The sequence below is a fragment of the Streptomyces sp. NPDC091280 genome (assembly GCF_044768565.1).
Classification (GTDB): domain Bacteria; phylum Actinomycetota; class Actinomycetes; order Streptomycetales; family Streptomycetaceae; genus Streptomyces.
In genome coordinates this window covers 1,370,179-1,395,645 of record NZ_JBIVUZ010000001.1, presented here as the reverse complement: position 1 = coordinate 1,395,645, position 25,467 = coordinate 1,370,179, and the positions used below count along the sequence as shown (strand labels likewise).

The following is a 25,467-nucleotide window of genomic DNA, read 5'->3' as shown; positions in this document are numbered from 1 at the left end:
GGAGGCGGGGCGATCGGGCGGCTCAACCCCAGCTGCGTGCCCCGGCGTTGAAGATCTCGGGCGCGCTGTGCACCGGCAGGACGCACAGGAGGTGGCCGCCGGGGGCGCGCAGGGTGCGGCACTCCAGCCAGCGGGAGACCGGGACCGCGCCCAGGGCCAGCAGGCGGGCGGTCTCCGCCGCCACGTCGTCCGTCTCGATGTCGATGTGGAAGCGCGGGTTGGGGTCGTCGACCGCCTGAACCGCCGTCAGCAGCCCGGGAATCGCCTCGTGCAGGGTGGTGAACTGCTCCTCCGAGGGGACCGGAGCGGCGGGGGCGCCGAGAGCCGCGGACCAGAAGGCGGTCGCGGCGGCGGCCTCCGGGCCCGGGGTGTCGATCAGCAGGGCGAAGACGCGGCTTCTGTGCATCGGGTGTCTCGACTCCTTGAGGTCCTTGAGGTCCTTGAGGTCCTTTTCCCTCTTTCCGGGGCCGTGGTGGCATCGAGTATCGCTCAGGGGGCAGGAGAGGCGGGAGGACAGTACGGTGGACTGACCGCCCGACGAAACGCCGCATGAGCCCGCCGCACGAGTGTGTTCTCAGCTCTGTCCCCAGCTCACTTCCCAGCTCTGTTTTCGGCTTCACAGCGAAATCTCAGCAAACGTCGACGTCCTTTCTCACCTTCGTGAGACAAAGTGGGGGCCGATGAAGCGCAGCTCACGCACCTCCCGCTCCGCCCGCCTCGTGGGCAACCGCCGGTACGCGCTGTTCGTCACCGTGGTGACGCTGGCCCTGACCTCGGCGTCCGTGGCGACCGCCGACGACGGCCCGGGGCCCTTCGGGGTGACCACCGTCACCGAGGTCAGCAAACAGAGCGTGCGGGTCGGCGCCCTGTTCGGGTCGGCGCACGCCACCAGCCTGGCCGGCGGCCACCACTGCACCGCGTCCGTCGTGCACAGCGCCGGCCACGATCTCATCGTCAGCGCGGCCCACTGCCTGGACGGCGACCCCGGTGACGTGTTCGTACCCGGCTACCGCGACGGCAAGGCGCCCTACGGGGTGTGGAAGGTCGTGCAGCGGTATCTGCCGGACGGGTGGTCCCAGGGGCAGGGCGAGGACAGTGACATCGGCTTCGCCACGGTCGCCGAGGTGGGCGGCAAGAACATCGAGGACGTGGTCGGTGCCTACCGGTTCACGACCGGCACGGAGACCGGGGCGACCGCGGTGACCATCACCGGGTACCCCTCCGCCACCGACCAGCCCATCAGCTGCACCAACAAGCCCGTCCAGCACAGCGCCACCCAGCAGCGCATCGACTGCCCCGGCTTCACCGGCGGCACCAGCGGCAGCCCCTGGGTGAACGGGGACCAGCAGGTCGTGGGCGTCATCGGCGGACACGAACAGGGCGGACTGACGCCCGACATTTCCTACAGTGTCGTGCTCGGGAAAGAAGCGGCCGAGTTGTACAAGGACGCGACGAGCGACCCGTAATAAAGGCCGTCGCCCGCTCCGGCCCGCTCGCTGAATACGCGTCACATCCGGCGGAAACACAGCGAAATGCCGCCACCCTGCCCTGAAATGGCCTTGAACAGGGCCGATATGGGGGAGGGTTGAGCCGTGCGAAAAGTATGGGTGATCGGTGGGGTCGCGGCCGGGCTCGGGCTCAGCTTCGTGATGCTGCTCGTCGTCGGCGTCTACCTCGTTGCCGGGAACCTCGTCAACCAGGCCGGCGGCGGCAGCGTCTCGCTCGCCAAGGGCGCGGTACCGGCCGCCTATTCGTCGCTCGTGCAGAAGTGGGGCAACCTCTGCTCCGCCCTCAACCCCGCGCTGCTCGCCGCCCAGCTCTACCAGGAGAGCGGCTTCAACCCGAACGCGAAGAGCCCGGCGAAGGCCGAGGGGATAGCGCAGTTCATCCCCGGCACCTGGGCCACGCACGGCATCGACGGCAACGGCGACGGCGTCCGCAACGTGTGGGACCCCAACGACGCGATCCCCTCCGCCGCGACCTACGACTGCCAGCTCGCCTCCTACGTGAAGGACGTGCCGGGCAACCAGAGCGACAACATGCTCGCCTCGTACAACGCGGGGGCGTACGCGGTCATCAAGTACCAGGGTGTGCCGCCGTACGCGGAGACCCAGAACTACGTGAAGACGATCACGTCCCTGGAGCAGAGCTTCGCCGCGCCCGTCACCCGGGTCGACCCCTCCCAGCAGGCCGCCACCGCCATCACCTACGCCCAGAGCAAGCTCGGCACCCCCTATCTGTGGGGCGGGAACGGCACCGCCGACCAGGGCGGACGCTTCGACTGCTCGGGGTTGACCAAGGCCGCGTTCGAGAGCGCCGGGATCACGCTGCCGCGCGTTGCGAACGACCAGTACAACGCGGGACCGCATCCGCAGCGGTCCGAATTGCTGCCGGGAGATCTGGTGTTCTTCTCGGACGACCTCACCAATTCCCGCGCCATCCGGCATGTGGGTATTTATGTCGGCGGCGGATACATGATCGACGCGCCCCGCACGGGTGCTGTGATCCGGTTCGACCCCATTGACACCCCTGATTACTTCGGTGCCACCAGAGTCACCGAGGATGGCGCGAAAGCGCTCCCCACGACGGTGTGAACCGAGCGTGAACCCACCCCCTGAGCTGCGGCGATGAGTCTCTCTTCGATAACGTCTGCGTGATCATTCGGTGGAGTGTGGAACGTACGAAGTGGGGCCGTGCGTTCCTGTTGAGTAACGCGCACGCGAGATGCGCCCGGAACAACGACGAAGGAGCCGCAGCATCATGGCTGTACTCGCCGCATCCGGGTCCAACCCCGACGTCGATCTGCTCTACGACATCAACGGCCTCGCCAAGGACGCGCCGCACTGGTTCGACCGGGTCATGGAATTCGTCGGCGAGTACGGACTGCTGGTCGCCATGGTGCTGCTGGTGGTGTGGTGCTGGTGGTCCGTGCGGCGGCGCGCGGACGAGGACGCCGCCCAGTCCGTCGCGGCGCTCGTCTGGACACCGCTGGCCGCCGCGGTCGCCGTACTTGTGAACGTGCCCATCCGCGGCTTCGTGGAGCGCCCCCGGCCCTTCCTCGACCACACCGGCATCGACGTCCTCGTCTCCGGGAAGACCGACTACTCCTTCGTGAGCGACCACGCGACGATCACCATGGCGATGGGCGTCGCGCTGTTCGTGGCGGACCGGCGCTTCGGGCTGGCGGGGATCGGGATCGCGCTGCTGGAGGGCTTCTGCCGGGTCTACATGGGCGTGCACTACCCGACCGACGTGGTCGGCGGGTTCGCGCTCGGTACGGCCGTGGCCCTCCTGCTGTCCCCGGTCGCGATGGCTCTGCTCACCCCGGTGCTGAAGGCCGTCGAGACGTCGGCGTGGGGGGCGTGGCTGGTCCGCTCCGGTGCCGTACGACGGCTCGCCCGCGACGCGGTGATCCCGGGTGCCCGGACGGAGACCGCGGGCACGACGGGCGAACGGGACCTGGCCGCGTAGGAGCGGGGAGGGGCGGGTCGCCGCCCCGCCGGGGGCTACAGGCCCTGCGGGTAGCTGAAGAAGTGGTTCGGGTCGTACTGCTTCTTCAGGGCGGTCAGGCGGGTCGCCGCGTCGCCGTAGTACGCCTTGCGCCAGTCGGTGAGGGTGGGGTCGGTGTAGTTCTGGTAGGCGGCGCCCGAGGCGTAGGGCTTCATCGCGCTGTGGAACCTGGTCAGCCAGGACTGGGCGGCGGTGCCCGCGGTGCCGGCCGGCCAGGAGACCAGGTACTGGGCCAGCATCCGGGAGCGGCGGTGCACGAACGCCGTCGCCGTGGGGGAGACACGGTTGACCGCGCCGCCCAGGGCCGTCAGCGCGATGTCGCCGTTGCCCCGGACCGAGCGCAGCTGCGCCAGCATCGTCTGGATGCCCGCGTCGGAGATCGAGCGGTCGAAGAAGTCGGAGCGGCCGGAGTAGGTCTCCCGGGCCAGCGCGCCCTGCGGGGAGCGGCCCGGGGTGGTACCCGGGAGATGGCACTGGGCGTCCGTCGAGAACGACGAGCAGCCCGCGTAGGCGTTCATCGACTCCTCGTACGTGTGCCGCCGCAGGGAGACGCTCGACGCGTTGCCGCCGACCAGGTGGGCCAGTTTGTCGACCGCGTTCTGGAGTTCGTTGTAGGTGCCCAGCGAGAAGGCGGCGACGGAGACCCGGGGGGTGCCGCCGGTGCTGTTGGAGAGGTGGCAGGAGGACCAGATCTCGTCGGGCTGGTCCGGGCCCCACTGCTGCCAGGCCTTCACCACGGCCGCCGCCATGGAGGACGGCCAGGTCAGATAGCCCGACACGGCCTGGGGCGCGGGGTGGGTCCGGAACTGCAACTCCGTCACGACGCCGAAGTTGCCGTTGCCCGCGCCGCGCAGCGCCCAGAACAGGTCCTTGTTCTCGCTCGCGTTGGCGGTCAGCTGCTTGCCGTCGGCGGTGATCAGGGTGGCCTGGGTGAGGCTGTCGCAGGTCAGGCCGTAGGCCCGGGAGACCACGCCGTGGCCGCCGCCGAGGGTGAGGCCGGAGACGCCGACCGTGGGGCAGGAGCCGGCGGGTATCGTCACGCCCTTCGCGGCCAGGGCCCGGTACACGTCGATGAGCTTCGAGCCGGCGCCGACGACCGCGGTGGAACCAGCGGCCCGGATCCTGTTCAGCCTGGACACGTCGACGATCAGCCGGTTGTCGCCGGAGGACCAACCGGCGTACGAGTGGCCGCCGTTGCGGATCGCGACCTTGATGCTGTGGGCGCGGGCGTAGGAGAGGACGGAGCGGATGTCGTCGGCGTTGGCGACATAGGCCACCGCGGCCGGCTTCAGGCTGTCGAAGCGGGTGTTGTAGAGCTGGTGGGCCGTCTTCCAGGAGGCGTCACCGGGGCGGACCAGGGTGCCGTCGAGGTCCCGGGCCAGGGCGGCCCAGTTGGCTGCGGCGGCGGGCAGCCGGCCCGTACCGGTGGCCCTGGAGGCGTCGGCGACGGTGGAGGTGTCACCACTGCCGAGGCCCGCGCTTTTGCCGCTGCACCCGGCCGTGGCCACCGCCGCTATCGCGGCAGCGCCGCCGCCTATGAACGTACGCCGTTCCATTCCGCCTCCTCAGGGGGTTCCGTGAGGTGAGATACGTCCGGCGCTCCACAAGTTCGCGCGCTCATGTCACGGGTTCGGAACAGACAGGTGCCCCGCGGCGTCGGTTCTCGCCTGGCTTCTCGCCCGTCTCGCCGGGCCGCGCCAGCCGCACACGCACCGGCCGAAGCAGAAAGGCCCCTGCTCGACGAGTGTCGTGCGGTGTTCGGGGTGTTCGGGGGGAGCCGCCAGGCTGTCCTGCTGTGCCACTTCGACAACGTTACCGACGTTCCGTAAAGGGTTCGTATGGTGGCCGGATCTCCTCCCCTCCGCCCGCGGTGTCTGCCCGCGCCCGGCCCGGACACGCGTGACGGGGTCACCTGCCCGCTCGTTAGGCGGGGCGACAGGGGGCCCGTGACGACGTACCGGGGGTACGGCAGCGATGGAGCGGCAGCAGAGGCGAGCCGGTGGGGCGGTCGTCGCGGCGGGGCTCGTGGTCGGGGTCTGTGCCGGGGCCGTCGGATGCGGGGGCGGTGACGGGCCGGGCACGGCGGACGCGCGCGGCGGCGAGGACGCGGTCGCGGTGGTGCGGCGGGCCGCCGACACCCTTGTCGCGGCGGGGAGTTCACAGGCCCGTACGTCCATGGAGATGGCGACCGGCGGCACCCGCGTGACCATCCGCGGCACCGGCGGCTACGACTTCCGCCGCCAACTCGGCCGCCTCACCGTGCACTTGCCGCAGGACCCGACCGGCGCCAGTGAGCACCGGCCGATCACCGAACTCCTCGCGCCGGGCGCCCTGTTCATGAAGAACCGGGGCGCCGGGGTGCCCGCCGACAAGTGGGTGCGGGTCGACACCGGGACCCTGTCCGACGGCAATCTGGTGACCGGCGGGGCCACCGACCCGTACGCCGCCGCCGAGGTGCTGCGCGGGGCGACCGCGGCGACGTATCTGGGGAAGACGGAGGTGGCCGGCGCCCCGGTGCGTCACTATCAGGGGGTCGCCGATCTCTCCGTCGCCGCGCGGAGCGCCTCGGCGGGGAACCGGGCGGCCCTGAGGTCGGCGGCGAAAGGGTTCGCCACCGCCCGGGTGCCCTTCGACGTCTACCTCGACGACGAGGGGCGGGTCCGCAAGGTCCGCCAGCGGTTCAGCTTCGTCAACGGGCAGCGCCGCAGCACGGTGGCGGTCGCCTCGACGACGCTGCTGTACGACTTCGGGGCCGGGGTGGACGTACGGCTTCCGGCGTCGAAGGACATCTATGCCGGGCGGATCGCCGAGAAGTGACCTGAACCGATCGGTGACGAGTCGGTGTGAGAACTAGCCCGTCCGTGCCATGCGCGGTGTGTAGACCGCTCCCTACTCTAGGAAGTCGGTGACGGCAGAGAAGAGGTGACGCACGTGGCTCCGGTCGGCGGTACGGCAGTTCAGGACCACGTGGCACTCGCCGAGATCGAACTGTGCGGCGACCTGATCATCGCGGCCTCGGCGGCCCAGGACCGGCTCAGCCTGGAGAGCATCGACGAGGTGCTGAAGGTGGCGGAGGAGCGGGACACCTTCGACGGACGCTAGGTCCGGCAGAGCCTAGGTGCGCAGGAGCCGGGCGATGGCCTTCGTCGCCTCTTCGACCTTCGCGTCGATCTCCGTGCCGCCCTTGACGGCCGCGTCGGCGACGCAGTGCCGCAGGTGTTCCTCCAGGAGTTGCAGCGCGAACGACTGCAAGGCCTTGGTGGAGGCGGACACCTGGGTGAGTATGTCGATGCAGTAGACGTCCTCGTCGACCATGCGCTGGAGGCCGCGGATCTGGCCCTCGATCCGGCGCAGCCGCTTGAGGTGCTCGTCCTTCTGCTTGTGGTAACCGTGTGTGACCGGTCCGTGGGCCGCTTCGAGGGCCGGTTCGAGGGCCGTTTCGGAGGGCGCCGTCGCCGCGTCGGCCCCGGTGGTCGTCATCGCGTCCGTCGCGTCCATCACGTCCTCCAGACATATACCCCTAGTGGGTATATCGTAACGAACTTTGCTGGGTATAGGGCCCTTGGTACGCCCCCGTGCGGATCACTGTGCCTGATGGGCGACACTGGGGGACGGCCCATTAGCCGTGGCCGGATGATGCACTTAGCATCAGCCTGACCGAAACCGATGCATCCCGAGGACCCCTTGTGCGCTTTCGTCTGACCCCCAGGGAGACGAGCTTCTACGACATGTTCGCCGCGTCCGCGGACAACATCGTCACGGGCTCGAAACTCCTCATGGAACTGCTCGGGGCGGACACCGCCGGCCGGGCCGAGATCGCAGAGCGTATGCGGGCCGCTGAACATGCCGGTGACGATGCCACGCACGCGATCTTCCACCAGTTGAACTCCTCCTTCATCACGCCCTTCGACCGCGAGGACATCTACAACCTCGCGTCCTGCCTCGACGACATCATGGACTTCATGGAGGAGGCCGTCGACCTGGTCGTCCTCTACAACGTGGAGGAACTGCCCAAGGGCGTCGAGCAGCAGATCGAGGTACTGGCGCGGGCGGCGGAGCTCACGGCCGAGGCCATGCCGAACCTGCGCACGATGGACAACCTCACCGAGTACTGGATCGAGGTCAACCGGCTGGAGAACCAGGCCGACCAGATCCACCGCAAGCTGCTGGCCATGCTTTTCAACGGCAAGTACGAGGCCATCGAGGTGCTCAAACTCAAGCAGATCGTGGATGTGCTGGAGGAGGCGGCGGACGCGTTCGAGCACGTGGCGAACACGGTGGAGACCATCGCCGTCAAGGAGTCCTGACCCCTTCATGGACACCTTCGCTCTGGTCGTGACCATTCTGGTCGCGCTCTTCTTCACGTACACGAACGGTTTTCACGATTCGGCCAACGCGATCGCCACGTCGGTCTCGACGCGGGCACTGACCCCGCGCGCGGCACTGGCGATGGCCGCGGTGATGAATCTCGCGGGCGCCTTTCTCGGTTCCGGGGTCGCCAAGACGGTGAGCGAGGGGCTGATCGAGACGCCCGAGGGGTCGAAGGGGATGGGCATCCTCTTCGCCGCGCTGGTCGGGGCGATCACCTGGAACCTGATCACCTGGTACTTCGGGCTGCCGTCCTCGTCCTCGCACGCGTTGTTTGGCGGGATGGTCGGGGCCGCGCTGGCGGGCGGTACGGATGTCATCTGGCACGGGGTCGTCGACAAGGTCATCGTGCCGATGTTCGTCTCGCCGGTGGTCGGTCTCGTCGCCGGTTACCTGGTGATGACGGCGATCCTGTGGATCTTCCGGAAGGCCAACCCGCACAAGGCGAAGCGCGGTTTCCGCATCGCGCAGACCGTGTCCGCGGCGGGCATGGCGCTCGGGCACGGGCTCCAGGACGCGCAGAAGACCATGGGTGTCGTGGTGATGGCCCTGGTGATCTCCGGCCACTCGACCTACGGCGACCCGATCCCGGTCTGGGTCAAGATCGTCTGCGCGCTGATGCTGTCGCTGGGGACGTACGCGGGCGGCTGGCGGATCATGCGGACGCTCGGGCGGAAGATCATCGAGCTGGACCCGCCGCAGGGCTTCGCGGCGGAGACGACGGGCGCGGCGATCATGTTCACCACGGCGTACCTCTTCAAGGCGCCGGTGTCCACGACCCATGTCATCACCTCGGCGATCATGGGCGTCGGGGCGACGAAGCGGGTGAACGCGGTGCGGTGGGGTGTCGCCAAGAACATCGTCATGGGCTGGTTCATCACGATGCCGGCCGCCGCGGTGGTGGCCGCCTGCTCGTTCTGGGTCGTGAACCTCGCCTTCCTGTAGGCGTCCGGGACACGAAAAGGCCCGCCCCCGGGAGCCAGGGGCGGGCCCTTTTTCGTCCTCGCGGTGGCACCGCCATGCAGCACCGCGAGGGGTTTCAGAAGCGGAGGCTCGGTTTAGCCGAAGCGGCCCGAGATGTAGTCCTCCGTGGCCTGGACCGACGGGTTGGAGAAGATCCGCTCCGTGTCGTCGATCTCGATGAGCTTGCCGGGCTGGCCGACCGCCGCGAGGTTGAAGAAGGCCGTACGGTCCGAGACGCGGGCCGCCTGCTGCATGTTGTGCGTCACGATGACGATCGTGAAGCGCTCCTTCAGCTCGCCGATCAGGTCCTCGATCGCGAGGGTGGAGATCGGGTCGAGGGCCGAGCAGGGCTCGTCCATGAGGAGGACCTTCGGCTCGACCGCGATGGCGCGGGCGATGCACAGACGCTGCTGCTGACCACCGGACAGGCCCGAACCGGGCTTGTTCAGGCGGTCCTTGACCTCGTTCCAGAGGTTCGCGCCCTTGAGGGACTTCTCCACGATGTCCGTCAGCTCGCTCTTCTTGTACGAGCCGGCGAGCCGCAGTCCCGCCGCCACGTTGTCGAAGATCGACATGGTGGGGAAGGGGTTCGGGCGCTGGAAGACCATGCCGATCTCGCGGCGCACGGACACCGGGTCGATGGCGTGGCCGTAGAGGTCCTCGTCGTCCAGGAGGACCTTGCCCTCGACCCGGCCGCCGGGGGTGACCTCGTGCATGCGGTTGAGGGTGCGCAGGAAGGTCGACTTGCCGCAGCCGGAGGGGCCGATGAAGGCCGTCACCGTGCGGGGCTCGACCGTCATCGAGATGTCTTCGATCGCCTTGTGGGCGCCGTAGTAGGCGGTGAGCCCGCTTACGTCGATTCGCTTGGACATGATTGCTTCACTTCCAGACTTCAGAACGGTCGCTGAGGGGGTCGCGGTCAGCGACCGGTCTTGGGGGCCTTCCAGCGGGCGATGCCGCGGGCCACCAGGTTGAGGATCATCACGAAGGCGATCAGCGTGAGGGACGCGGCCCAGGCACGGTCGTAGGCCGCGCCGGCGCCCGCGCTCTGCGCGAACTGCTGGTAGATGTACAGCGGGAGCGAGGCCTGCGCGCCTTCGAACGGGTTGTTGTTGATGAACGGGTTGCCGAACACCAGCAGCAGTACGGGCGCGGTCTCACCGGCGATGCGCGCCACCGACAGCATGATGCCGGTGGTGATGCCGCCGATCGCGGTCGGGAGGACCACCTTCAGGATCGTGCGCCACTTCGGGATGCCGAGGGCGAGGGAGGCCTCGCGCAGCTCGTTCGGGACGAGCTTCAGCATCTCCTCGGTGGAGCGGACCACGACCGGCATCATCAGGATGGCCAGGGCGCAGGAACCGGCGAAGCCGAAGGGCTGCATGTCCCACTGGAGCATCAGGGACAGGATGAACAGACCCGCGACGATGGACGGGATGCCCGTCATGACGTCGACGAAGAACGTGACCGCCTTGGAGAGCCTGCCCTGTCCGTACTCGACGAGGTAGATCGCGGTGAGCACACCGATCGGGGCGCCGATCAGGGTGGCGAGGCCGACCTGTTCAAGGCTGCCGATGATGGCGTGGTAGATACCGCCGCCGGGCTCGGTGTCGGCGACCACGCCCATCGAGTGGGTGAGGAAGTAGACGTCGAGGACCTTCACACCGCGCGAGACGGTCGTCCACAGGAGGGAGACCAGCGGGACGACGGCGAGGAGGAAGGCGACCCAGACGAGGCTGGTCGCGATCCGGTCCTTGGCCTGACGGGATCCCTCGACGCGCGAGGCGATGACGTAGGTGCCGATCACGAAGAGGATCGCCGCGATCAGACCCCACTGGATCTTGCTGTCCAGGCTGCCGACCAGGCCGATCAGCACGGCCAGCACGATGGAGCCGCCGGCGATCGCGTACGGCGACCACTTCGGGAGCGTCGCGCCCTGAAGGGTGCTCACGGGCTTGTCGGCTACGACTGCGTTGCTCATGCGTTGGCCCCCGAGTACTCCGCGCGGCGGGCGATGATGAGCCGGGCCGCGCCGTTGACCAGCAGGGTGATGACGAACAGGACCAGACCGGAGGCGATGAGCGCGTCCCGGCCGTCCTGCGTCGCCTCGCTGAACTTGCTGGCGATGTTCTGGGCGAAGGTTCCGCCGCCCGGGTTGAGCAGGCTGGCGTGGATGATGAAGTCCGGGGAGAGCACGGTGGCGACGGCCATCGTCTCGCCGAGCGCGCGGCCGAGGCCGAGCATCGAGGCGGAGATCACACCGGAGCGGCCGAAGGGGAGCACCGCCATGCGGATGACCTCCCAGCGGGTGGCGCCGAGGGCGAGGGCCGCCTCCTCGATCATCTGCGGGGCCTGCCGGAAGACCTCACGGCTGACGTTGGTGATGATCGGCAGGATCATGATCGCGAGCAGGATGCCGACGGTGAGCATCGAGCGGGGCGCGCCCTGGTCCCACGAGAAGATCCCGGTCCAGCCGAAGTAGTCGTTCAGCCAGCCGAACAGGCCGATCATGTGCGGGACGAGGATCAGGGCGCCCCACAGGCCGTACACGATGGACGGCACGGCGGCCAGCAGGTCGATCACGTAGGAGACCGGGCCGCGGAGCTTGCGCGGGGCGTAGTGCGTGGTGAACAGGGCGATGGCGACCGCGATCGGGACCGCGATGACCATGGCGATGATCGAGGACACCACCGTGCCGAACGCCAGGACGGCGATGCCGAACTTCGGCGGCACCAGGTTGGTGTTCCACTCGAAGGTGGTGAGGAAGTTCGCGTGGTCCTTGCTGATCGCGAGCGAGGCGCGGTAGGTGAGGAAGACCGCGATGGCGGCCATGATCACCAGCAGCAGGATGCCCGACCCGCGGGAGAGACCGAGGAAGATACGGTCGCCGGGCCGGGTGGCGCCCCGGGCGGTGCGCTTCTGCGCCGCGACGGAGGGCTCGGGGGTGGGAGGGGGTGCTTCTTCAGGGTTCTTTGTCGATATATCCATCGGGGTTCTCCGGTCTGCGGGTCCACACGTGCGGTGTGCGGTCCGTGGCGGCGGTGCACCGGACGGTGCGGCCGGGCCCCTGGATCGGGGCCCGGCCGCACACTCGGACTAGCTGATGCTCGCGATGGTGCTGCGAACCTTGGTGATGATCGCGTCGGGGATCGGCGCGTAGTCGATGGTCGAGAGGACCTTCTGGCCGTCCTCGCTGGCGATGTAGGACAGGAACGCCTTCGTCGCGGGCAGCGTGTCGGCCTTGTTGCCCTTGTCGCAGATGATCTCGTACGTCACCAGGGTGATCGGGTACGCGCCCTCGGCCTTGGTGTTGTAGTCGAGCTTCAGCGACAGGTCGCTGCCGGTGCCGACGACCTGGGCGGCGGCGATGTCCTTGGTGGCGCTGTCGGTGCTGGGCGCGACCGGGGCCGAGGCGCCGGTGTTGATGCTGACCGCCTTGACACCGTCGGCGACGTAGGAGAGCTCGAAGTAGCCGATGGCACCCGAGGTCGCCTTGACCTGCTGGGCCACGCCCGCGGAGCCGGCCGCGGACTGGCCGCCCTTGGCCTGCCAGGCCTTGCCGCCGGAGTACTTCCAGTTGTCCGGGGTGGTGGCGATCAGGTACTTGGTGAAGTTGTCCGTGGTGCCGGACTCGTCCGAGCGGTGGAACGCCTGGATCTTGAGGTCGGGCAGCGTGGCGGACGGGTTCAGCTTCTTGATCGCCGCGTCGTTCCACTTGGTGATCTTGCTGTCGAAGATCTTGGCGAGCGTCGGGGCGTCCAGGACCAGGTTGTCGACACCCGGGACGTTGTAGCCGAGCGCGATCGGGCCGCCGACCATCGGGAGGTCGATGCCCTGGCCGCCGGAGCAGACCTTCTTGGAAGCGGTGACCTCGTCGGGCTTCAGCGCGGAGTCGGAACCGGCGAACGCCAGCTGACCCTGGTTGAAGGAGGTGACACCGGCGCCGGAGCCGCCGCCCTTGTAGTTGATCTGCACGCCACAGGCCTGGCTGAACGTCTTGACCCACGCGTCGATCGCGTTCTTCTGCGCGGACGAGCCGTCGGCGAGCAGCTGCTGACCCTTCTTGGCGTCGCCGCAGATGGCCGAGCTGGCCTTGCTCGACGAGGAGCTGCTGCTGCTCGCCGAGCCGCCGTTGTCGTCCGAGCCGCACGCCGTGAGGGCCAGGGCGCCGGAGACGGCGAGAGCACCGAGGGTGATGGCCCGCCGGTTCATGCGCTGAAGCTTCACTTGAGGGAGTTCCTTCCAGGAGCCGCCGTCCTGAATTCCGGCGGCGTGCGAAGACGTGGGTGACGCGGGTAGCGACCCCCAGGTCGCGGCTCGCATCGCGTAAGGCCGAAATTAGGCAGAACAGGTGAAGGCGCCTATGGGCATAAGTGAACGGAGGGTGAACCCCTGTGGGCGGTGTGGTTAGGTCACGGAACGCTCACGTCGAGGACACGAGCTGATTCCGGACTATGCCAGGCGCGGCGGGCCCGGAAACGCGGCCACGAGCAGGCGTTCCCTCGGTCGGGCGACGACCCTGGTCCGGCCGTCCCTTCGCAACGTAACGCGAGGTGGGCGCCACGGCAGCCCCGGCGACGGGGTCAGTCGAGCAGATCCTCGTCGGTGCCCACGGCGATCAGCACGAGGGAGATCAGGTCCCGGTCCCGCTCGTGGGTGAGCCGCCCGTGGGCCTGGTCCGGCCTGAGCCAGACGAGGACGTCGACCTCGTCGTTGGGCTCGAAGGTCCCGGCGGTCGCCTCGGCCGCCCAGTAGCGCACTTCCTTGGGCCGCCCGTGGTGGTCGGTGTAGCGGGCCGAGGGGAGCCGGGTCCCCAGCCGGCAGGTGTGGCCGGTCTCCTCCAGCACCTCGCGGCGGGCCGCCTCCTCGAAGGTCTCGCCCCGCTTGAGCTTGCCCTTGGGCCACGACCAGTCGTCCCACTTGGGCCGGTGGACCAGGGCCAGTTCGAGGTCCCCGGCGGACCGGTGCCGCCACAGGACGCAGCCGGCCGCCTGGACGGTGGTGTCGTTCGTCGAGGAAGTCACTGAGGGTTCACCGTCTCCTCCGCGCGGGTTGGTGCGGGGCGTCAGGGGGTGCCCACCGCCCGTTTCTGCCACGACTGCTGGAACGCGAAGCGGGCCGCCTCCACCTCGTGCCGCTGGTCGGCGTGCAGCACCCCGAGCGCGTACGCGGTCGCCGGCGCGATCCGCGGGGTGCGGGCCGCCGAGGCCGCGGCGGCGGCTGCCTCCGAGGCGTCCCGGTGCAGATTGAGGGCCTGGCCGGCCGCCAGCAGACGTACGTCCAGGGGCGCCCCGTCCGCGTGCAGCACCTCACCGGCGTAGCGGTGCAGCCGCAGCAGCAGCCGGACCTGGTGCCAGGGGCCGTCCTGCGGATGCGGGGCCGGGTCGGGGGAGAGGCCGTGGACGAGGGCCTCCGCGTTGTACGGATGCCCGGCGGTGACCAGCGGCAGCGCGCCGACCGCGTCGTTCAGCCGCTCACTCGCGGCGGCGGCCAGCGGGCGCAGATCGGCACCGCCGGCGGTCGGGGTCAGCGGCACCTCGCTGGCCAGTACGGCGACCTTGTCGGCGACCGCGTGGAAGCGGGAGGAGCCGAGCGCCTGGAGCGCGGTGGAGTGGGCCCGGGTCCGGGCCAGGGTGAGCTGGCGCTCCAGCAGGGCGCCCGCCTTGGCGGCGCCCACGGTGAGATTGCCGCGTTCGACGGTGACGGTGGCCGGTGCGGCCGGTCCGGTGCCCCGTCCGCTCGCGGGGGCCGGGACGCCCCGGCCCGCGCCGGTGACCCGGCCGCCCACGGCCGAGGCCGCCGACTGCGTGGGGAACGCGGCCGAGCCCGAGAGCCGGTGCAGGGCGAGCAGCAGCCGCTCCAGCCGGGCCGCGCACGCGTGCTCCAGCGCCAACGTGCCCGACAGCCACGCCAGTTCGGGGCGCATCTCCTCGGACCAGTCGGCGTCGAGGAGCGGCCGGAAGGTGTGCAGGCTGCCGCTGATCCGGCGGGCCGAGTGGCGCAGGGCGCGCGCCGCGTCGACGGACTCCTCCGTGCCGTTCTGCCCGCCGCCGGTCTCCCGGTGCAGCCGCAGCGCGCGGAGGAACTCCGTGGCCTGGCCGCGCAGGTAGCCCGCGAGGGCGTCACCTGTCACGGCCCGGGCCGTGGGATCCGTCGGGTCAAGGTGTTGCTGTGCCACGCCGGCGCCTCCGGGCGTCTATGAGCATCTCCTGGACGTTGCGCAGGGGTTGGCCTTCCGCGTCCGTCGCGTGCCGGGTCCACTCGCCGTCCGGGCCCAGGTGCCAGGAGGAGGTGGTGTCCGACATACCGGTCTCCAGGAGCCGGCTGATCGTGGCGCGGTGGGCCGGGTCGGTGACCCTGACCAGGGCCTCGATCCGTCGGTCGAGGTTGCGGTGCATCATGTCGGCGCTGCCGATCCACACCTCGGGCTCGCCTCCGTTGCCGAAGGTGAAGACCCGGGAGTGCTCCAGGAAGCGGCCGAGGACGGACCGTACGCGGATGTTCTCGGACAGGCCGGGGACGCCGGGCCGTACCGCGCAGATGCCGCGCACCCACACGTCGACCGGGACGCCTGCCTGGGACGCGCGGTAGAGCGCGTCGATGATCGCCTCGTCCACCATCGAGTTGACCTTGATGCGGATGTGCGCGGGACGTCCGGCACGGTGGTGCTGGACCTCCTTGTTGATCCGGGCGATCAGGCCGTCGCGCAGCGACTTGGGGGCGACCAGCAGCCGGCGGTAGGTCTCGCGGCGCGAGTAGCCCGACAGCCGGTTGAAGAGGTCCGAGAGGTCGGCGCCGACCTGCGGGTCGGCGGTCAGCAGGCCGAGGTCCTCGTAGAGGCGGGCCGTCTTGGGGTGGTAGTTGCCGGTGCCGACATGGCTGTAGCGGCGCAGCGTGTCGCCCTCCTGGCGGACCACGAGCGACAGCTTGCAGTGGGTCTTCAGGCCGACCAGGCCGTAGACGACATGGCAGCCCGCCTCCTCCAGCTTGCGCGCCCACTTGATGTTGGCGTGCTCGTCGAAGCGGGCCTTGATCTCGACCAGGACGAGGACCTGCTTGCCGGCCTCGGCCGCCTCTATGAGGGCGTCGACGATCGGGGAGTCGCCGGAGGTGCGGTACAGGGTCTGCTTGATCGCGAGGACGTCGTCGTCGTTGGCCGCCTGCTCCAGGAAGCGCTGCACGGACGTGGAGAACGAGTCGTAGGGGTGGTGCAGCAGCACGTCCCGGTTGCGCAGGGCGGCGAAGATGTCGGGCGCGGAGGCGGTCTCGACCTCGGCGAGGTCGCGCTGGGTGCCCGCGATGAACTTGGGGTACTTCAGCTCGGGCCGGTCCAGGCCGCCGATCCGGAACAGGCCGGTGAGGTCGAGCGGGCCCGGCAGCGGGTACACCTCGGCCTCGCTGATCTTCAGCTCGCGCACCAGCAGGTCGAGCACCTCGCGGTCGATGGACTCCTCGACCTCCAGGCGCACCGGCGGCCCGAAGCGGCGCCGCATGAGTTCCTTCTCCAGGGCCTGGAGCAGGTTCTCGGCGTCGTCCTCCTCGACTTCGAGGTCCTCGTTGCGGGTCAGCCGGAACGCGTGGTGCTCCAGGATCTCCATGCCCGGGAAGAGTTCCTCCAGATGGGCGGCGATCACGTCCTCCAGCGGGACGTAGCGGCCCGGCGAGGACTCCAGGAAGCGGGAGAGCAGCGGCGGCACCTTGACGCGCGCGAAGTGCCGGTGCCCGGTGACCGGGTTGCGCACGACGACCGCGAGGTTCAGCGAGAGACCCGAGATGTACGGGAACGGGTGCGCGGGGTCGACGGCCAGCGGGGTCAGCACGGGGAAGATCTGGTGCCGGAACAGGGTGAAGAGGCGGGCCTGCTCCTTCTCGGTCAGCTCGTTCCAGCGGACCAGGTGGATGCCCTCCTCCGCCAGCGCGGGGGCGATGTCCTCGTGGTAGCAGGCGGCGTGCCGGGCCATCAGTTCGCGCGAGCGGGCCCAGATCATCTCCAGCACCTCGCGCGGCTGGAGGCCGGACGCGGAGCGGGTGGCGACCCCGGTGGCGATACGGCGCTTGAGGCCGGCCACCCGGACCATGAAGAACTCGTCCAGGTTGCTGGCGAAGATCGCGAGGAAGTTCGCCCGCTCCAGGAGCGGGGTGTTCGGGTCCTCCGCGAGCTCCAGCACTCTCTCGTTGAACGCGAGCCAGCTGCGCTCCCGGTCCAGGAAGCGGCCCTGCGGGAGCTGGGGCCCGTCGTACGGCGACTCCTCGTACTCGTCGAGGTCGGCGTCGATGTCGGGTTCCAGATCGGAGACCGCCGCCGACACGGTGTGCGGGCGGTGGGCGGCTATGGAGCCCACGGAGGGCTGCGCGTGCTGGACCTGTGCCTGGGCGTTGGGCTGGCTGCTCATGTGCCCATTGTTCCGCGCGACGGGCGATACGGGCGCGTCGGACAGCGCCGGAAGGAGCGGGAGGACGGCGCCGTCGCTCCCGTTCACCTCGGGAGGCGGCGAAGGCTCTGGCACGACGGGCTTCATTCGCCGAGCGTCGCAAGCCCGTCTGAACCAATGGTTACGGCGACATGGCGTGCGGGATATCGGGGGGCGGCTCCCGGACGTCTACGGCACGGAAACGAACGTAACGGATGCCTGGGAGCCGCCGTGAGGGGGGATCCGGTCAGGAGGTGCGGCGGCGCAGCAGGGTGAAGGCGGCGCCGAGGACCAGGGCGGTGAGGGCCGCCACGATGCCGCTCTCCACGAGCTGGAGGGGCCAGAAGTGGGCGGCGGGGTGGTAGTCGACGTAGTAGCCGGTGATGTCGACGGCCTTGAGGCACTTGGTGTCGGTGAAGCAGGTGTCGCTGACATGGGCGCCCGTGGCGGTGACGGCGCCCTGCTCGACGTGGAGGACGTTCGGCGGGGCGTCGTAGCCCGTGCGTACGGTGCTGACGCGGGTCACCGTCGGCCACAGGTGCGGGCGGGCGACGTCGAGCGCGGTGCGTACGAGGGCCGTGGCCGTCACCGCGAGGCCGAGGGCGGGCAGGGCGCGGCGCTGGAGGAGGGCGGCGAGGGCGCCGAGGGCCAGGCCGAGCAGCGGGTGGATCAGCGCGAGGGTGCCGTTGGCTTCGAAGGCGCGGTCGTCCCACCAGTGCCAGCTGACCGGGACCTGGTGGGCGTCGTAGAGGAGTCGGTGCAGCAGGACCAGGACGGTGGTGCCGGCGGTGATCAGGGCGGCGGGCACGGTGAGGGTGGCGGCCAGCCAGCGGGTCGGGGAGACGGACTGGGTCCAGGCCAGCCGTACGGTTCCGTGGTCGAGTTCGCGGCCGATGAGCACGGCCGCCGTGGCGGCGGCGAAGTACGGCGTGACACCGATGAGGAACTCGGCGGTGGCGTAGGCCAGGTGGTAGGCGGAGACGGGGCTGCTCCAGTCGCAGCCGTGCGCGGTGCACTTGCGCGCCCAGTCGGCCGCCGCGGCGGTGCCGCCGGGGCCGTAGGCCCACAGCAGGGGGCCGGCGGCGGCGGTGAAGAGCACCGCCCAGACGGTGAGCGCGCCGCGCTGGAGCCGCAGGACCGTACGGGCCGGGAAGACGGCGGTGGGGGCGGTCATACGGCGGCTGCCTTCCGCGCGGGCGCCGAAGCGGTGCGGCGCCGGAGGAGTTCGAACGCGGCCGTCGTCAGCAGGGCGGTGACGGCGAGGACGATCGCGGTCGTGGTCGACTGGAGGGGCCAGTAGTGGGACGCGGGGTGGTGGTCGTTGAAGTAGCCGACGGCGTCGAGCCGGTCGTAGGCGGCCCGGCAGGTCCGGTCGGTGGCGCTGCCGCACAGGTGGCCGGAGATGTGCTCGCCGGTGGAGGTGACCAGGCCCTGGTCGACGACGATGCCGGAGCCGGCCGGGACGCTGTGCCGGAGGCTGCTGATGGTGCTGACCGAGGGCCACAGGTGGGGTGTCGCGAGGGCGACGGCGCTCCACAGGATGCCGGTGCTCACCAGTGAACCGACCAGCGCGCCGGGGGAGTTGCGCTTGTACACCCCCCAGAAGGCGCCGCTCGCCAGGCCGGCCAGGGCCATCGCGGTGGTGGCCGTGCCGTTGGCCGCGTAGGTGCCGAGGTCGTGCCAGCCCTTGGCGGTGTCGATCCGGCCCTGCCCGGCCGACCAGGCCCAGTGGTGCAGTCCGGCGAGGAGACCGGATCCCGCGGTGATCAGGGCGGCGGGCAGGGCGAGCTTGGCGGCCAGCCAGCGGACCGGGGAGACCGCCTGCGTCCAGGCCAACTGTGCGGTGCCGCTCTCCAGTTCACGGCTGACCAGCGCGGCACCGGACCAGGCGGCGACCAGGAAGGGGACGGCGACGACGGCGACGGTCGTGTAGGTGTACCAGTCCTTGTACCGGACGATCGCGTCCATGTCGTACGCGCAGTCGGCCGTCCCGCAGGCGCGGTACTGCTTCCAGGCCGCGGCGGAGGCGTCGGTCAGCGGGCCGCCCACCCACAGCAGCAGGCCTCCGACGACGAGGACGAGGACGATCCAGGAGATCAGGGCCGGCCGGTGCAGGCGGATCAGCCAGCGCAGCAGGTGCGGCGACCGGGCCGGGCGCGCGGCGAGCGCCGACGGTGTGGCGAGGGCGGTCATGCGGCGGTCTCCGGGGTGGTGGGAAGTGGGGCCTGCTGGAAGCCGGGGGTGAACCTAACCGCTGTCCTGCCGTGTGACCGGTTAGAAATGACCCCATCGTTTTGCGGGCGCCGGGTCGGGAGGGCGATCACGCGGCGGCCTCCGAGGTCTCCGAGGTCTCCGCGGTCTCGACGGCCGGTGCCTGGGGGCTGCGGAGGTAGGAGAGGACCAGCTCCTCCAGCGTGGGTGCGCCGGTCTGCCAGTCGGCGGCGAGGGGGGCCGAGGGGCGGATCAGGGCGGTGAGCTGGCGGCCCGTCGTCCGGGACTCGACGACCGTGTGGGCGTCCAGGACGGTGTCGGCGGGCGCGGAGACGCGGCGGTGCGCGGCCAGCAGGTCGTCGATCTCGCCGGCGATCCGGACCCGGCCGCCGTCGATCAGCAGCAGGTGGTCGCAGGAGTCCTCCAGCTCGGACAGCACGTGCGAGGACATCATGATCGTGGTGCCGGACTCGGCGGCCTGCGCCATGAGCAGGCCCATCAGCCGGTGCCGGGCCAGCGGGTCCAGGTCGGCCATCGGCTCGTCCAGGAGCAGCAGTTCGGGCCGCTTGGCCACCGCGAGGGCGAGCGCGACGCGGGTGCGCTGACCGCCGGAGAGCGCCCGGATGCCCGACTTGGGGTCGAGGCCGCCGTCCGCGACGACCCGCTCGGCGAGCGCGCCGTCCCAGCGGTCCGTGTTGAGGTCGGCGCCCATCCGCAGCGTCTCGGCGACCGTGAGCTGCGGGTAGAGGGGCTTGTCCTGGGCGACGTAGGAGACCCGCTCGCGGGCCGCACCCGGACGGCCGCCGAGGACGGTGAGGCCGCCCTCGCTCGCGGCCAGCAGTCCGGCGGTCAGGGCCAGGAGCGTGGACTTGCCCGCGCCGTTGGGGCCGACGACCGCGCAGACCCGCCCGGCGGGCAGCCGGAACGCGCAGTCCCGCAGCGCCCACCCTCCCCGCCGGCCGAACCGCTTGCCGAGCGCGGTCGCCTCTATCGCGGCGGTGCCTGTCATGAACGTTCTCCTTGGAAGTGCTTGTCGAGTACGGCGGCGAAGAGCGCGGCGACGTCGTCCCGGCCCAGGCCGGCCGCGCGGGCCCGGTCGGCCCAGTCGTCGAGCTCCAGCCGCAGCGGGGAGTCGGCGGGCGTGGTGCTCAGCCCCTTGCGGACGAAGGTGCCGAGGCCGCGGCGGGCCTCGACCAGTCCCTCGCGCTCCAGCTCGCGGTAGGCCTTGAGGACGGTGTTCGGGTTGATGGCGGTGGCCTCGACGACCTCGCGGGCCGTGGGCAGCTTGTCGCCGGGCTCCAGCATTCCCAGCCGCAGCGCCTGCTTGGTCTGCTGGACGATCTGGACATAGGTGGCCACACCGCTGTGCCGGTCGATGCGGTACTCGACCACTGGGGTTCCACCACCCTTTCACTAATTGAGTAGTGAAAGGGTGGTGCAGGGGGGCTGCGAAAGTCAAGAGAGATCCGTGCCCCGGTCCGTGAACCGATCGACGGGGCTCGTGCGATGAGGAGACGTGAGCGAAACGGGAAGCGACGGAGAGCTGCTGCGGGCCATCGCGGCGGACGGCGACCGACGCGCGTTCGAAGAGCTGTACCGGCGGTACGCGCCCTGGCTGACTGCCCGGCTGCGCGGCCGGTGCGCCGACGCCGGGATGGTCGACGACGTCGTACAGGAGACGTTTCTCGCGGTGTGGCGGGGCAGTGCCCGCTACCGCGAGGACGGCGACGTGGCCGGGTGGCTGTGGCGGATCGGGTCACGCCGGCTGATCGACGTGCTGCGCGGCGACGGCGCGCGCGGCCGGCTGCGGCAGGCGCTCACGCGGCTGCGGCACCGGGACGAGGCGTCGGCGGAGGAACGCGTGCTCGCGGGGGTGGAGCACGGAGACCTCGCCGGCGCCCTGGTCCGGCTCTCGCCGGAACTGCGGGCGGTCCTCCAGGCCACCGTGATCGACGGGCTGACCACCCGGGAGGCCGCCGTCCTGCTGGGCATCCCGGCCGGGACGGTCAAGACACGGGCCATGCGGGCCCGTAAGCAACTGCGGGAGGAGCTGGCATGACCTGGCATGTGGCCGAAGACGACGTACGCGCCTACGCGCGGGGCGAGTTGGCACCGCCCATGCTCTGGTCCGCCGACACCCACCTCGCGCGGTGCGCCGACTGCCGGGCCCTGTTGGCGGCCGTCACCGACCCCGTCGCGCTCGACGCCGGCTGGGACCGCCTCGACGCCGAACTCGACGTCCCCAAAAGGGGGTTGGTGGAATCGCTGCTCGTGCGGATCGGCGTCGCCGACCACACGGCACGGCTGCTCGCGGCGACGCCGGTGCTGCGCCGCTCGTGGCTCGGCGCGGTGGCCGCGCTGCTGGTGATGACCGTCCTGGTCACCAACACGCTGAAGAACACCCAGTCCCCGACCCTCTTCCTCGGACTCGCCCCGCTGCTGCCGCTCGCCGGCGTCGCGCTGTCGTTCGGGCCGAAGTTCGACCCGACGTACGAGATGACCGTCGTCGCCCCCATGCACGGCTTCCGGCTCCTGATGATCCGCACGGTCGCCGTCCTGGCCACCGGCCTCGGCCTCAACGGGCTCGCCTCCCTGGCGCTGCCCGGCTACGGCCTGGCCGCCCTGGGCTGGCTGCTGCCCGCCCTCGCCCTGACCACGACCGGCCTGGCCCTGACCCCACGCCTGGGACCGGTCCTCGCGCCGTCCCTGGTCGGCGGCGGCTGGGTCGCGTTCCTCGTGATCGCCGACGACCTGCACGGCGGCACCCTCGAACCCTTCACCCTGGCCGGACAGGCGGTGGCCGCGGCCGTCGCCGCGCTCGCGGCCGGACTCCTCTACCTGCTCCGGGACCGCTTCGACACCCGGCCGGCCGCCTTCGGGCCCCTCATCTGAATCCCCCGTACCCCGACTGGAGTTCCGTACATGACCACCACCGTCTCCGCGGCCGGGCTCAGCCTGCGCTACGGCTCGACGCACGCCCTCGACGACGTGTCGCTGCGGCTCGGCGAGGGCGTCACCGGGCTGCTCGGCCCCAACGGCGCGGGAAAGACCACCCTGTTGCGGGTGCTGGCCACCGCGCTGCCCGCGGACTCGGGCGCGTTCACCGTGCTCGGCCACGACCCGAGCACCACCGGCGGACGCCAGGAGGTGCGGCGCGTCCTCGGCTACCTGCCCCAGACGCCCGGCTTCCACCCGGACTTCACCGCCTTCGAGTTCGTCGACTACGTCGCGATCCTCAAGGAACTCACCGACCGCGAGGGACGCCACCGCGAGGTGCGGCGGGTGCTCGCCGAGGTCGACCTCGCCGACGTGCGCGGCAAACGCATCAAGAAACTCTCCGGCGGCATGCGGCAGCGCGTCGCGCTCGCCGCGGCCCTCGTCGGCGACCCGGGCTTCCTGGTCCTCGACGAACCGACCGTCGGCCTCGACCCCGAACAGCGCATGCGCTTCCGCGAGTTGATCGCCCGGGCGGGCGAGGGCCGCACGGTCCTGCTCTCCACCCACCAGACCGAGGACGTCGCGATGCTCTGCAACCGCGTCGTCGTCATGGCCGGCGGCACCGTCCGCTTCGACGGCACCCCGGCCGAACTCACCGCACGCGCCGCCGGCCGGGTGTGGAGCGGCAGCGAACGCGACCCCGCCGCGATGGCGGGCTGGCGCACCGGCCTCGGCGCCTTCCGCAACGTCGGCGACCCGCCGGCCGGCGCGGAACTCGTCGAACCCACCCTGGAGGACGGCTACTTGATCGCCCTCGACGGTATGGCCGCGGAGGTGGCGGCATGAGCGCCGTACTGGAGAAGGCGCCCCCGGCCGAACGCGCCGACGAGCGACGCCGGCCCTGGGCGGCCGTGTTCGCGCTCGCTCTCTTCGAGTCCCGCAAACTCCTGCTGCGCCTCCCGGTGCTGCTCATGTTCGTCCTGCACGCCGCCTGGATCTGCTGGAACATGCGCGACGCGTGGACCGGCTACCCGGCCCTCCAGGACATCGACCGCGCCACCCAGACCGGTCCGCTGCTGCCCGCCCTGGCCGTGCTGCTCTGCTCCAACCAGGCGGTGCTGCGCTCCCACCGGCAGGACACCGACCGGCACTTCGACGTGCTCGTCCTCGAACCCTGGCGCCGTACGGTCGCGTTCGCGCTGTCCGTCGTACCGGCCGCCGCGGTCACCGCGCTGCTGGTGGCCGCGCAGTTCACCTGGGGCGTGCTCGCGCCCGGTTCGGTGGGGCGCGGCTCGGTGGGCGAACTCCTCGCCGGACCGCTCACGGTGCTGCTCGCCGGAACGGCCGGAGTGCTGCTGGCCCGCATCGTGCGGTCGCCGTTCGGCGCGCCGATGCTCCTGGTGCTGGCGTTCTTCTCGACCCTCTTCCTGGGGGCGGTCCCGGGCAGCGACGACGGCAGCGCGACACGGTGGCTGGTACCGGTCATCGGTGAGGCGAGCAGCAAGACCCTCCCCTCCGACCTGCTGGGCCGCCCGGCGGCCTGGCACGCCCTCTACCTGCTCGGCCTCGCGCTGACCCTGGCGCTGGCGGCGGTCCTGGTCAACGGCGGCCGGACGAAGACCGTCGCCGCCGCACTGGTCGTGGCGGTCGGCCTCGGCGCCTGGGGCGCGGTCGGCCAGGCCGGCAAGGTGTCCCGGGAGACCACCGAGGCACGCGTGCTGGCCACCGTCAACCCGGCCAAGGTCCAGTCCTGCGCCCGGCACGGCAACTCCACGTACTGCGCGTTCCCCGAGTGGCTGCCCCGCACCGGCACCTGGGCCGAGGTCGCCGACCACGTCCAGTCCCTGGCCGGCGGCACCGCGGCCGACGAGAAGCTGCTCGTACGGCAGCGCGTCGACGCCCGCTACGGCATGGACGGCGACGGCGCGATCGACCCGTCCACCACGCCCTACCAGGTGACCGTCGGCACCGGCTGGGGCGGCCCCCGGGTACCGGAGTTCGCCGCGGCGGTCTCCTCGGTGCTGATCATGGGCAACGAGAAGGCGACCGAGTCCCTCTGCGACGGCCGCATGGTCACCATCATGTGGCTGGCGCTCGGCTGGCAGTCCGACCCGCTGACCCAGCTGCGCGCGGTCCGCCTCGACGACAGCGTGGCCGGCTCCGCGATCGTCCTCTCGCCGACCAACCCCTTGTCGATGACGGCCGAACAGACCACCGTGGTACGGGAGTTGCTGAAGGCCGACAAGAACACCATCGCCCCCAGGGTGAAGGCGCACTGGGCGGAGCTGACCGCGCCCAAGGTGACCACCGCGAAGGTGGCCGGGCTGCTGGGCGTCAAGGCACCGACGGGAGCGGACAAGTGCGAGTGACCACAGGGGTGCCGGGGCAGCTGGTCCGCCCGGTGCTGCGCGCTCTGCCCCGGCGGGCGCTCGGCGCGGGCGCCGGGGCGGGGCTCCTGCTGGCCGCGCTGCCGAGACTGCTCTCCGACCACCCCAACTCCTGGACGGCGCTGGCCGTGCTGCGCGGCGCCGCGCTCTGCCTCGCCCTGGGCCTGACCTTCCTCCTGGACGACCCGGCCCGTCAGGTGACGGCGGCGGTCCCCACCCGCCGTATGCTCCGGGCCGCCCTGCGCACCGCGCTGGTCGCGCCCCTGGCCGCCCTGTGGTGGACGGCGGTGGTCCTGCTGGTCCCGGCGGAGGTACGGCCCCCGGTCGGCCCCCTCACCCTGGAGGCCGGCGCGGCGGCGCTCGTCGCGCTGGCCGCGTCGGCCACGGCCGTCCGCCTCACCGACGAGGCGGAACCGGGCCAGCGGGTCGCCATCGCCCTGCTCGCCACGGCCATGGCGGCGGCCCTCCTGTTCCCGGAGAACTGGGGCCTGTTCGCCGCCCCGAAGGACAAGTCGTGGGCGGTGGGCCACGACCACTGGGCGCTCGTCCTGGCGGGCGCGGCCCTGGTGTGGACGGCCTGCGGCCCGGAGCCGCTACGCCGCAGGCGACTGCGGCCCACCCCGTCCTGACCAGGCCTGTCATGACCGGGCCCGTTGTGACCGGGCCCCGCGCGGCTCAGC

At 70.9% G+C, this 25,467-nt stretch carries 26 protein-coding genes; 12 read left to right on the top strand and 14 right to left on the bottom strand.

What is annotated here, in order from left to right; all coding sequences use genetic code 11:
• Positions 1 to 22: 22 nt before the first annotated feature.
• Positions 23 to 406, bottom strand: a complete 384-nt coding sequence (locus ACIQPR_RS06560; RefSeq protein ID WP_403642745.1) for a VOC family protein — start codon at positions 404 to 406, stop codon at positions 23 to 25.
• Between the two features lie 274 nt (positions 407 to 680).
• On the opposite strand from ACIQPR_RS06560, the gene ACIQPR_RS06555 reads away from it, so the two are divergent.
• From ACIQPR_RS06555 to ACIQPR_RS06545, 3 genes are all read left to right on the top strand, one after another.
• Positions 681 to 1,466 (top strand): trypsin-like serine peptidase, encoded by a 786-nt coding sequence (locus ACIQPR_RS06555; protein ID WP_403642742.1) that lies wholly within the window; start codon positions 681 to 683, stop codon positions 1,464 to 1,466.
• A 183-nt stretch (positions 1,467 to 1,649) separates the two neighbouring features.
• The gene (locus ACIQPR_RS06550) at positions 1,650 to 2,594 is read left to right on the top strand and encodes an NlpC/P60 family protein (RefSeq protein WP_403642974.1); all 945 of its coding nucleotides are present in this window, start codon (positions 1,650 to 1,652) and stop codon (positions 2,592 to 2,594) included.
• 166 nt (positions 2,595 to 2,760) lie between these two features.
• Positions 2,761 to 3,471 (top strand): phosphatase PAP2 family protein, encoded by a 711-nt coding sequence (locus ACIQPR_RS06545; protein ID WP_403642739.1) that lies wholly within the window; start codon positions 2,761 to 2,763, stop codon positions 3,469 to 3,471.
• A gap of 35 nt (positions 3,472 to 3,506) precedes the next feature.
• Here the strand turns inward: ACIQPR_RS06545 and ACIQPR_RS06540 are convergent, their stop codons facing one another.
• Positions 3,507 to 5,066, bottom strand: a complete 1,560-nt coding sequence (locus tag ACIQPR_RS06540) for an FAD-binding oxidoreductase (RefSeq protein ID WP_403642736.1) — start codon at positions 5,064 to 5,066, stop codon at positions 3,507 to 3,509.
• 418 nt (positions 5,067 to 5,484) lie between these two features.
• On the opposite strand from ACIQPR_RS06540, the gene ACIQPR_RS06535 reads away from it, so the two are divergent.
• Positions 5,485 to 6,327 carry a hypothetical protein gene (locus ACIQPR_RS06535; RefSeq protein WP_403642733.1) on the top strand — a complete coding sequence of 281 codons (843 nt, stop codon included), beginning with the start codon at positions 5,485 to 5,487 and terminating at the stop codon, positions 6,325 to 6,327.
• A 105-nt stretch (positions 6,328 to 6,432) separates the two neighbouring features.
• Positions 6,433 to 6,612 carry a hypothetical protein gene (locus tag ACIQPR_RS06530; RefSeq protein WP_403642730.1) on the top strand — a complete coding sequence of 60 codons (180 nt, stop codon included), beginning with the start codon at positions 6,433 to 6,435 and terminating at the stop codon, positions 6,610 to 6,612.
• A gap of 12 nt (positions 6,613 to 6,624) precedes the next feature.
• Here the strand turns inward: ACIQPR_RS06530 and ACIQPR_RS06525 are convergent, their stop codons facing one another.
• Positions 6,625 to 6,990 carry a metal-sensitive transcriptional regulator gene (locus ACIQPR_RS06525; RefSeq protein ID WP_403642972.1) on the bottom strand — a complete coding sequence of 122 codons (366 nt, stop codon included), beginning with the start codon at positions 6,988 to 6,990 and terminating at the stop codon, positions 6,625 to 6,627.
• A 206-nt stretch (positions 6,991 to 7,196) separates the two neighbouring features.
• Between ACIQPR_RS06525 and ACIQPR_RS06520 the strand changes: the two genes are divergently transcribed.
• Together ACIQPR_RS06520 and ACIQPR_RS06515 are read left to right on the top strand one after the other, a co-directional pair.
• A complete protein-coding gene (locus ACIQPR_RS06520; protein ID WP_026151758.1) occupies positions 7,197 to 7,817 on the top strand; it encodes a DUF47 domain-containing protein in 621 nt (206 codons plus the stop codon).
• Between the two features lie 7 nt (positions 7,818 to 7,824).
• Positions 7,825 to 8,823 carry an anion permease gene (locus ACIQPR_RS06515; protein ID WP_403642726.1) on the top strand — a complete coding sequence of 333 codons (999 nt, stop codon included), beginning with the start codon at positions 7,825 to 7,827 and terminating at the stop codon, positions 8,821 to 8,823.
• 113 nt (positions 8,824 to 8,936) lie between these two features.
• Here the strand turns inward: ACIQPR_RS06515 and pstB are convergent, their stop codons facing one another.
• The 11 genes from pstB to ACIQPR_RS06460 form a co-directional block, all read right to left on the bottom strand.
• Positions 8,937 to 9,713, bottom strand: coding sequence for a phosphate ABC transporter ATP-binding protein PstB (gene pstB, locus ACIQPR_RS06510; protein ID WP_403642724.1), 777 nt, complete (start codon positions 9,711 to 9,713; stop codon positions 8,937 to 8,939).
• Positions 9,714 to 9,760: 47 nt separating this feature from the next.
• Positions 9,761 to 10,822 carry a phosphate ABC transporter permease PstA gene (gene pstA / locus ACIQPR_RS06505; protein WP_403642721.1) on the bottom strand — a complete coding sequence of 354 codons (1,062 nt, stop codon included), beginning with the start codon at positions 10,820 to 10,822 and terminating at the stop codon, positions 9,761 to 9,763.
• Positions 10,819 to 11,829 (bottom strand): phosphate ABC transporter permease subunit PstC, encoded by a 1,011-nt coding sequence (gene pstC / locus ACIQPR_RS06500; protein WP_403642717.1) that lies wholly within the window; start codon positions 11,827 to 11,829, stop codon positions 10,819 to 10,821. The genes pstA and pstC overlap by 4 nt, the downstream gene beginning before the upstream one ends.
• 108 nt (positions 11,830 to 11,937) lie before the next feature.
• The gene (gene pstS, locus ACIQPR_RS06495) at positions 11,938 to 13,068 is read right to left on the bottom strand and encodes a phosphate ABC transporter substrate-binding protein PstS (RefSeq protein ID WP_403642714.1); all 1,131 of its coding nucleotides are present in this window, start codon (positions 13,066 to 13,068) and stop codon (positions 11,938 to 11,940) included.
• A gap of 356 nt (positions 13,069 to 13,424) precedes the next feature.
• A complete protein-coding gene (locus ACIQPR_RS06490) occupies positions 13,425 to 13,865 on the bottom strand; it encodes an NUDIX hydrolase (RefSeq protein ID WP_403642711.1) in 441 nt (146 codons plus the stop codon).
• Positions 13,866 to 13,906: 41 nt separating this feature from the next.
• Entirely contained in the window at positions 13,907 to 15,019 is a 1,113-nt protein-coding gene (locus ACIQPR_RS06485; RefSeq protein ID WP_403642708.1) for a CHAD domain-containing protein, read from the bottom strand.
• The gene (locus tag ACIQPR_RS06480; protein ID WP_403642705.1) at positions 15,000 to 17,360 is read right to left on the bottom strand and encodes an RNA degradosome polyphosphate kinase; all 2,361 of its coding nucleotides are present in this window, start codon (positions 17,358 to 17,360) and stop codon (positions 15,000 to 15,002) included. The genes ACIQPR_RS06485 and ACIQPR_RS06480 overlap by 20 nt, the downstream gene beginning before the upstream one ends.
• Before the next feature lie 139 nt (positions 17,361 to 17,499).
• Positions 17,500 to 18,426: a hypothetical protein gene (locus ACIQPR_RS06475; RefSeq protein WP_403642702.1), complete on the bottom strand. Its 927-nt coding sequence runs from the start codon at positions 18,424 to 18,426 to the stop codon at positions 17,500 to 17,502.
• Positions 18,423 to 19,445, bottom strand: coding sequence for an ABC transporter permease (locus tag ACIQPR_RS06470; protein ID WP_403642700.1), 1,023 nt, complete (start codon positions 19,443 to 19,445; stop codon positions 18,423 to 18,425). The genes ACIQPR_RS06475 and ACIQPR_RS06470 overlap by 4 nt, the downstream gene beginning before the upstream one ends.
• Before the next feature lie 127 nt (positions 19,446 to 19,572).
• Positions 19,573 to 20,472, bottom strand: a complete 900-nt coding sequence (locus ACIQPR_RS06465) for an ABC transporter ATP-binding protein (protein WP_403642697.1) — start codon at positions 20,470 to 20,472, stop codon at positions 19,573 to 19,575.
• Complete coding sequence (locus ACIQPR_RS06460) at positions 20,469 to 20,855, bottom strand: GntR family transcriptional regulator (protein ID WP_403642694.1); 387 nt, start codon at positions 20,853 to 20,855, stop codon at positions 20,469 to 20,471. The genes ACIQPR_RS06465 and ACIQPR_RS06460 overlap by 4 nt, the downstream gene beginning before the upstream one ends.
• Before the next feature lie 124 nt (positions 20,856 to 20,979).
• Here ACIQPR_RS06460 and ACIQPR_RS06455 point away from each other — a divergent pair, with 124 nt between their 5' ends.
• The 5 genes from ACIQPR_RS06455 to ACIQPR_RS06435 are packed head-to-tail and all read left to right on the top strand — an operon-like array spanning position 20,980 to position 25,416.
• Positions 20,980 to 21,522, top strand: a complete 543-nt coding sequence (locus tag ACIQPR_RS06455; RefSeq protein WP_403642691.1) for an RNA polymerase sigma factor — start codon at positions 20,980 to 20,982, stop codon at positions 21,520 to 21,522.
• The gene (locus tag ACIQPR_RS06450) at positions 21,519 to 22,355 is read left to right on the top strand and encodes a zf-HC2 domain-containing protein (RefSeq protein ID WP_403642689.1); all 837 of its coding nucleotides are present in this window, start codon (positions 21,519 to 21,521) and stop codon (positions 22,353 to 22,355) included. Before ACIQPR_RS06455 ends, ACIQPR_RS06450 begins: the two co-directional genes overlap by 4 nt.
• A gap of 30 nt (positions 22,356 to 22,385) precedes the next feature.
• A complete protein-coding gene (locus tag ACIQPR_RS06445) occupies positions 22,386 to 23,246 on the top strand; it encodes an ABC transporter ATP-binding protein (protein ID WP_403642686.1) in 861 nt (286 codons plus the stop codon).
• Complete coding sequence (locus ACIQPR_RS06440; RefSeq protein WP_403642684.1) at positions 23,243 to 24,769, top strand: ABC transporter permease; 1,527 nt, start codon at positions 23,243 to 23,245, stop codon at positions 24,767 to 24,769. The genes ACIQPR_RS06445 and ACIQPR_RS06440 overlap by 4 nt, the downstream gene beginning before the upstream one ends.
• Positions 24,760 to 25,416, top strand: coding sequence for an ABC transporter (locus ACIQPR_RS06435; protein WP_403642681.1), 657 nt, complete (start codon positions 24,760 to 24,762; stop codon positions 25,414 to 25,416). The genes ACIQPR_RS06440 and ACIQPR_RS06435 overlap by 10 nt, the downstream gene beginning before the upstream one ends.
• Positions 25,417 to 25,467 lie beyond the last annotated feature (51 nt).

Bases quoted from the DNA above. Each gene is read 5' to 3' on its own strand.
- ACIQPR_RS06560 (WP_403642745.1), bottom strand. From the start codon at position 406: ATGCACAGAAGCCGCGTCTTCGCCCTGCTGATCGACACCCCGGGCCCG.
- ACIQPR_RS06555 (WP_403642742.1), top strand. From the start codon at position 681: ATGAAGCGCAGCTCACGCACCTCCCGCTCCGCCCGCCTCGTGGGCAAC.
- ACIQPR_RS06550 (WP_403642974.1), top strand. From the start codon at position 1,650: ATGCTGCTCGTCGTCGGCGTCTACCTCGTTGCCGGGAACCTCGTCAAC.
- ACIQPR_RS06545 (WP_403642739.1), top strand. From the start codon at position 2,761: ATGGCTGTACTCGCCGCATCCGGGTCCAACCCCGACGTCGATCTGCTC.
- ACIQPR_RS06540 (WP_403642736.1), bottom strand. From the start codon at position 5,066: ATGGAACGGCGTACGTTCATAGGCGGCGGCGCTGCCGCGATAGCGGCG.
- ACIQPR_RS06535 (WP_403642733.1), top strand. From the start codon at position 5,485: ATGGAGCGGCAGCAGAGGCGAGCCGGTGGGGCGGTCGTCGCGGCGGGG.
- ACIQPR_RS06525 (WP_403642972.1), bottom strand. From the start codon at position 6,990: ATGACGACCACCGGGGCCGACGCGGCGACGGCGCCCTCCGAAACGGCC.
- ACIQPR_RS06515 (WP_403642726.1), top strand. From the start codon at position 7,825: ATGGACACCTTCGCTCTGGTCGTGACCATTCTGGTCGCGCTCTTCTTC.
- pstB (WP_403642724.1), bottom strand. From the start codon at position 9,713: ATGTCCAAGCGAATCGACGTAAGCGGGCTCACCGCCTACTACGGCGCC.
- pstA (WP_403642721.1), bottom strand. From the start codon at position 10,822: ATGAGCAACGCAGTCGTAGCCGACAAGCCCGTGAGCACCCTTCAGGGC.
- pstC (WP_403642717.1), bottom strand. From the start codon at position 11,829: ATGGATATATCGACAAAGAACCCTGAAGAAGCACCCCCTCCCACCCCC.
- ACIQPR_RS06480 (WP_403642705.1), bottom strand. From the start codon at position 17,360: ATGAAGCCCGTCGTGCCAGAGCCTTCGCCGCCTCCCGAGGTGAACGGG.
- ACIQPR_RS06475 (WP_403642702.1), bottom strand. From the start codon at position 18,426: ATGACCGCCCCCACCGCCGTCTTCCCGGCCCGTACGGTCCTGCGGCTC.
- ACIQPR_RS06470 (WP_403642700.1), bottom strand. From the start codon at position 19,445: ATGACCGCCCTCGCCACACCGTCGGCGCTCGCCGCGCGCCCGGCCCGG.
- ACIQPR_RS06465 (WP_403642697.1), bottom strand. From the start codon at position 20,472: ATGACAGGCACCGCCGCGATAGAGGCGACCGCGCTCGGCAAGCGGTTC.
- ACIQPR_RS06450 (WP_403642689.1), top strand. From the start codon at position 21,519: ATGACCTGGCATGTGGCCGAAGACGACGTACGCGCCTACGCGCGGGGC.
- ACIQPR_RS06445 (WP_403642686.1), top strand. From the start codon at position 22,386: ATGACCACCACCGTCTCCGCGGCCGGGCTCAGCCTGCGCTACGGCTCG.
- ACIQPR_RS06440 (WP_403642684.1), top strand. From the start codon at position 23,243: ATGAGCGCCGTACTGGAGAAGGCGCCCCCGGCCGAACGCGCCGACGAG.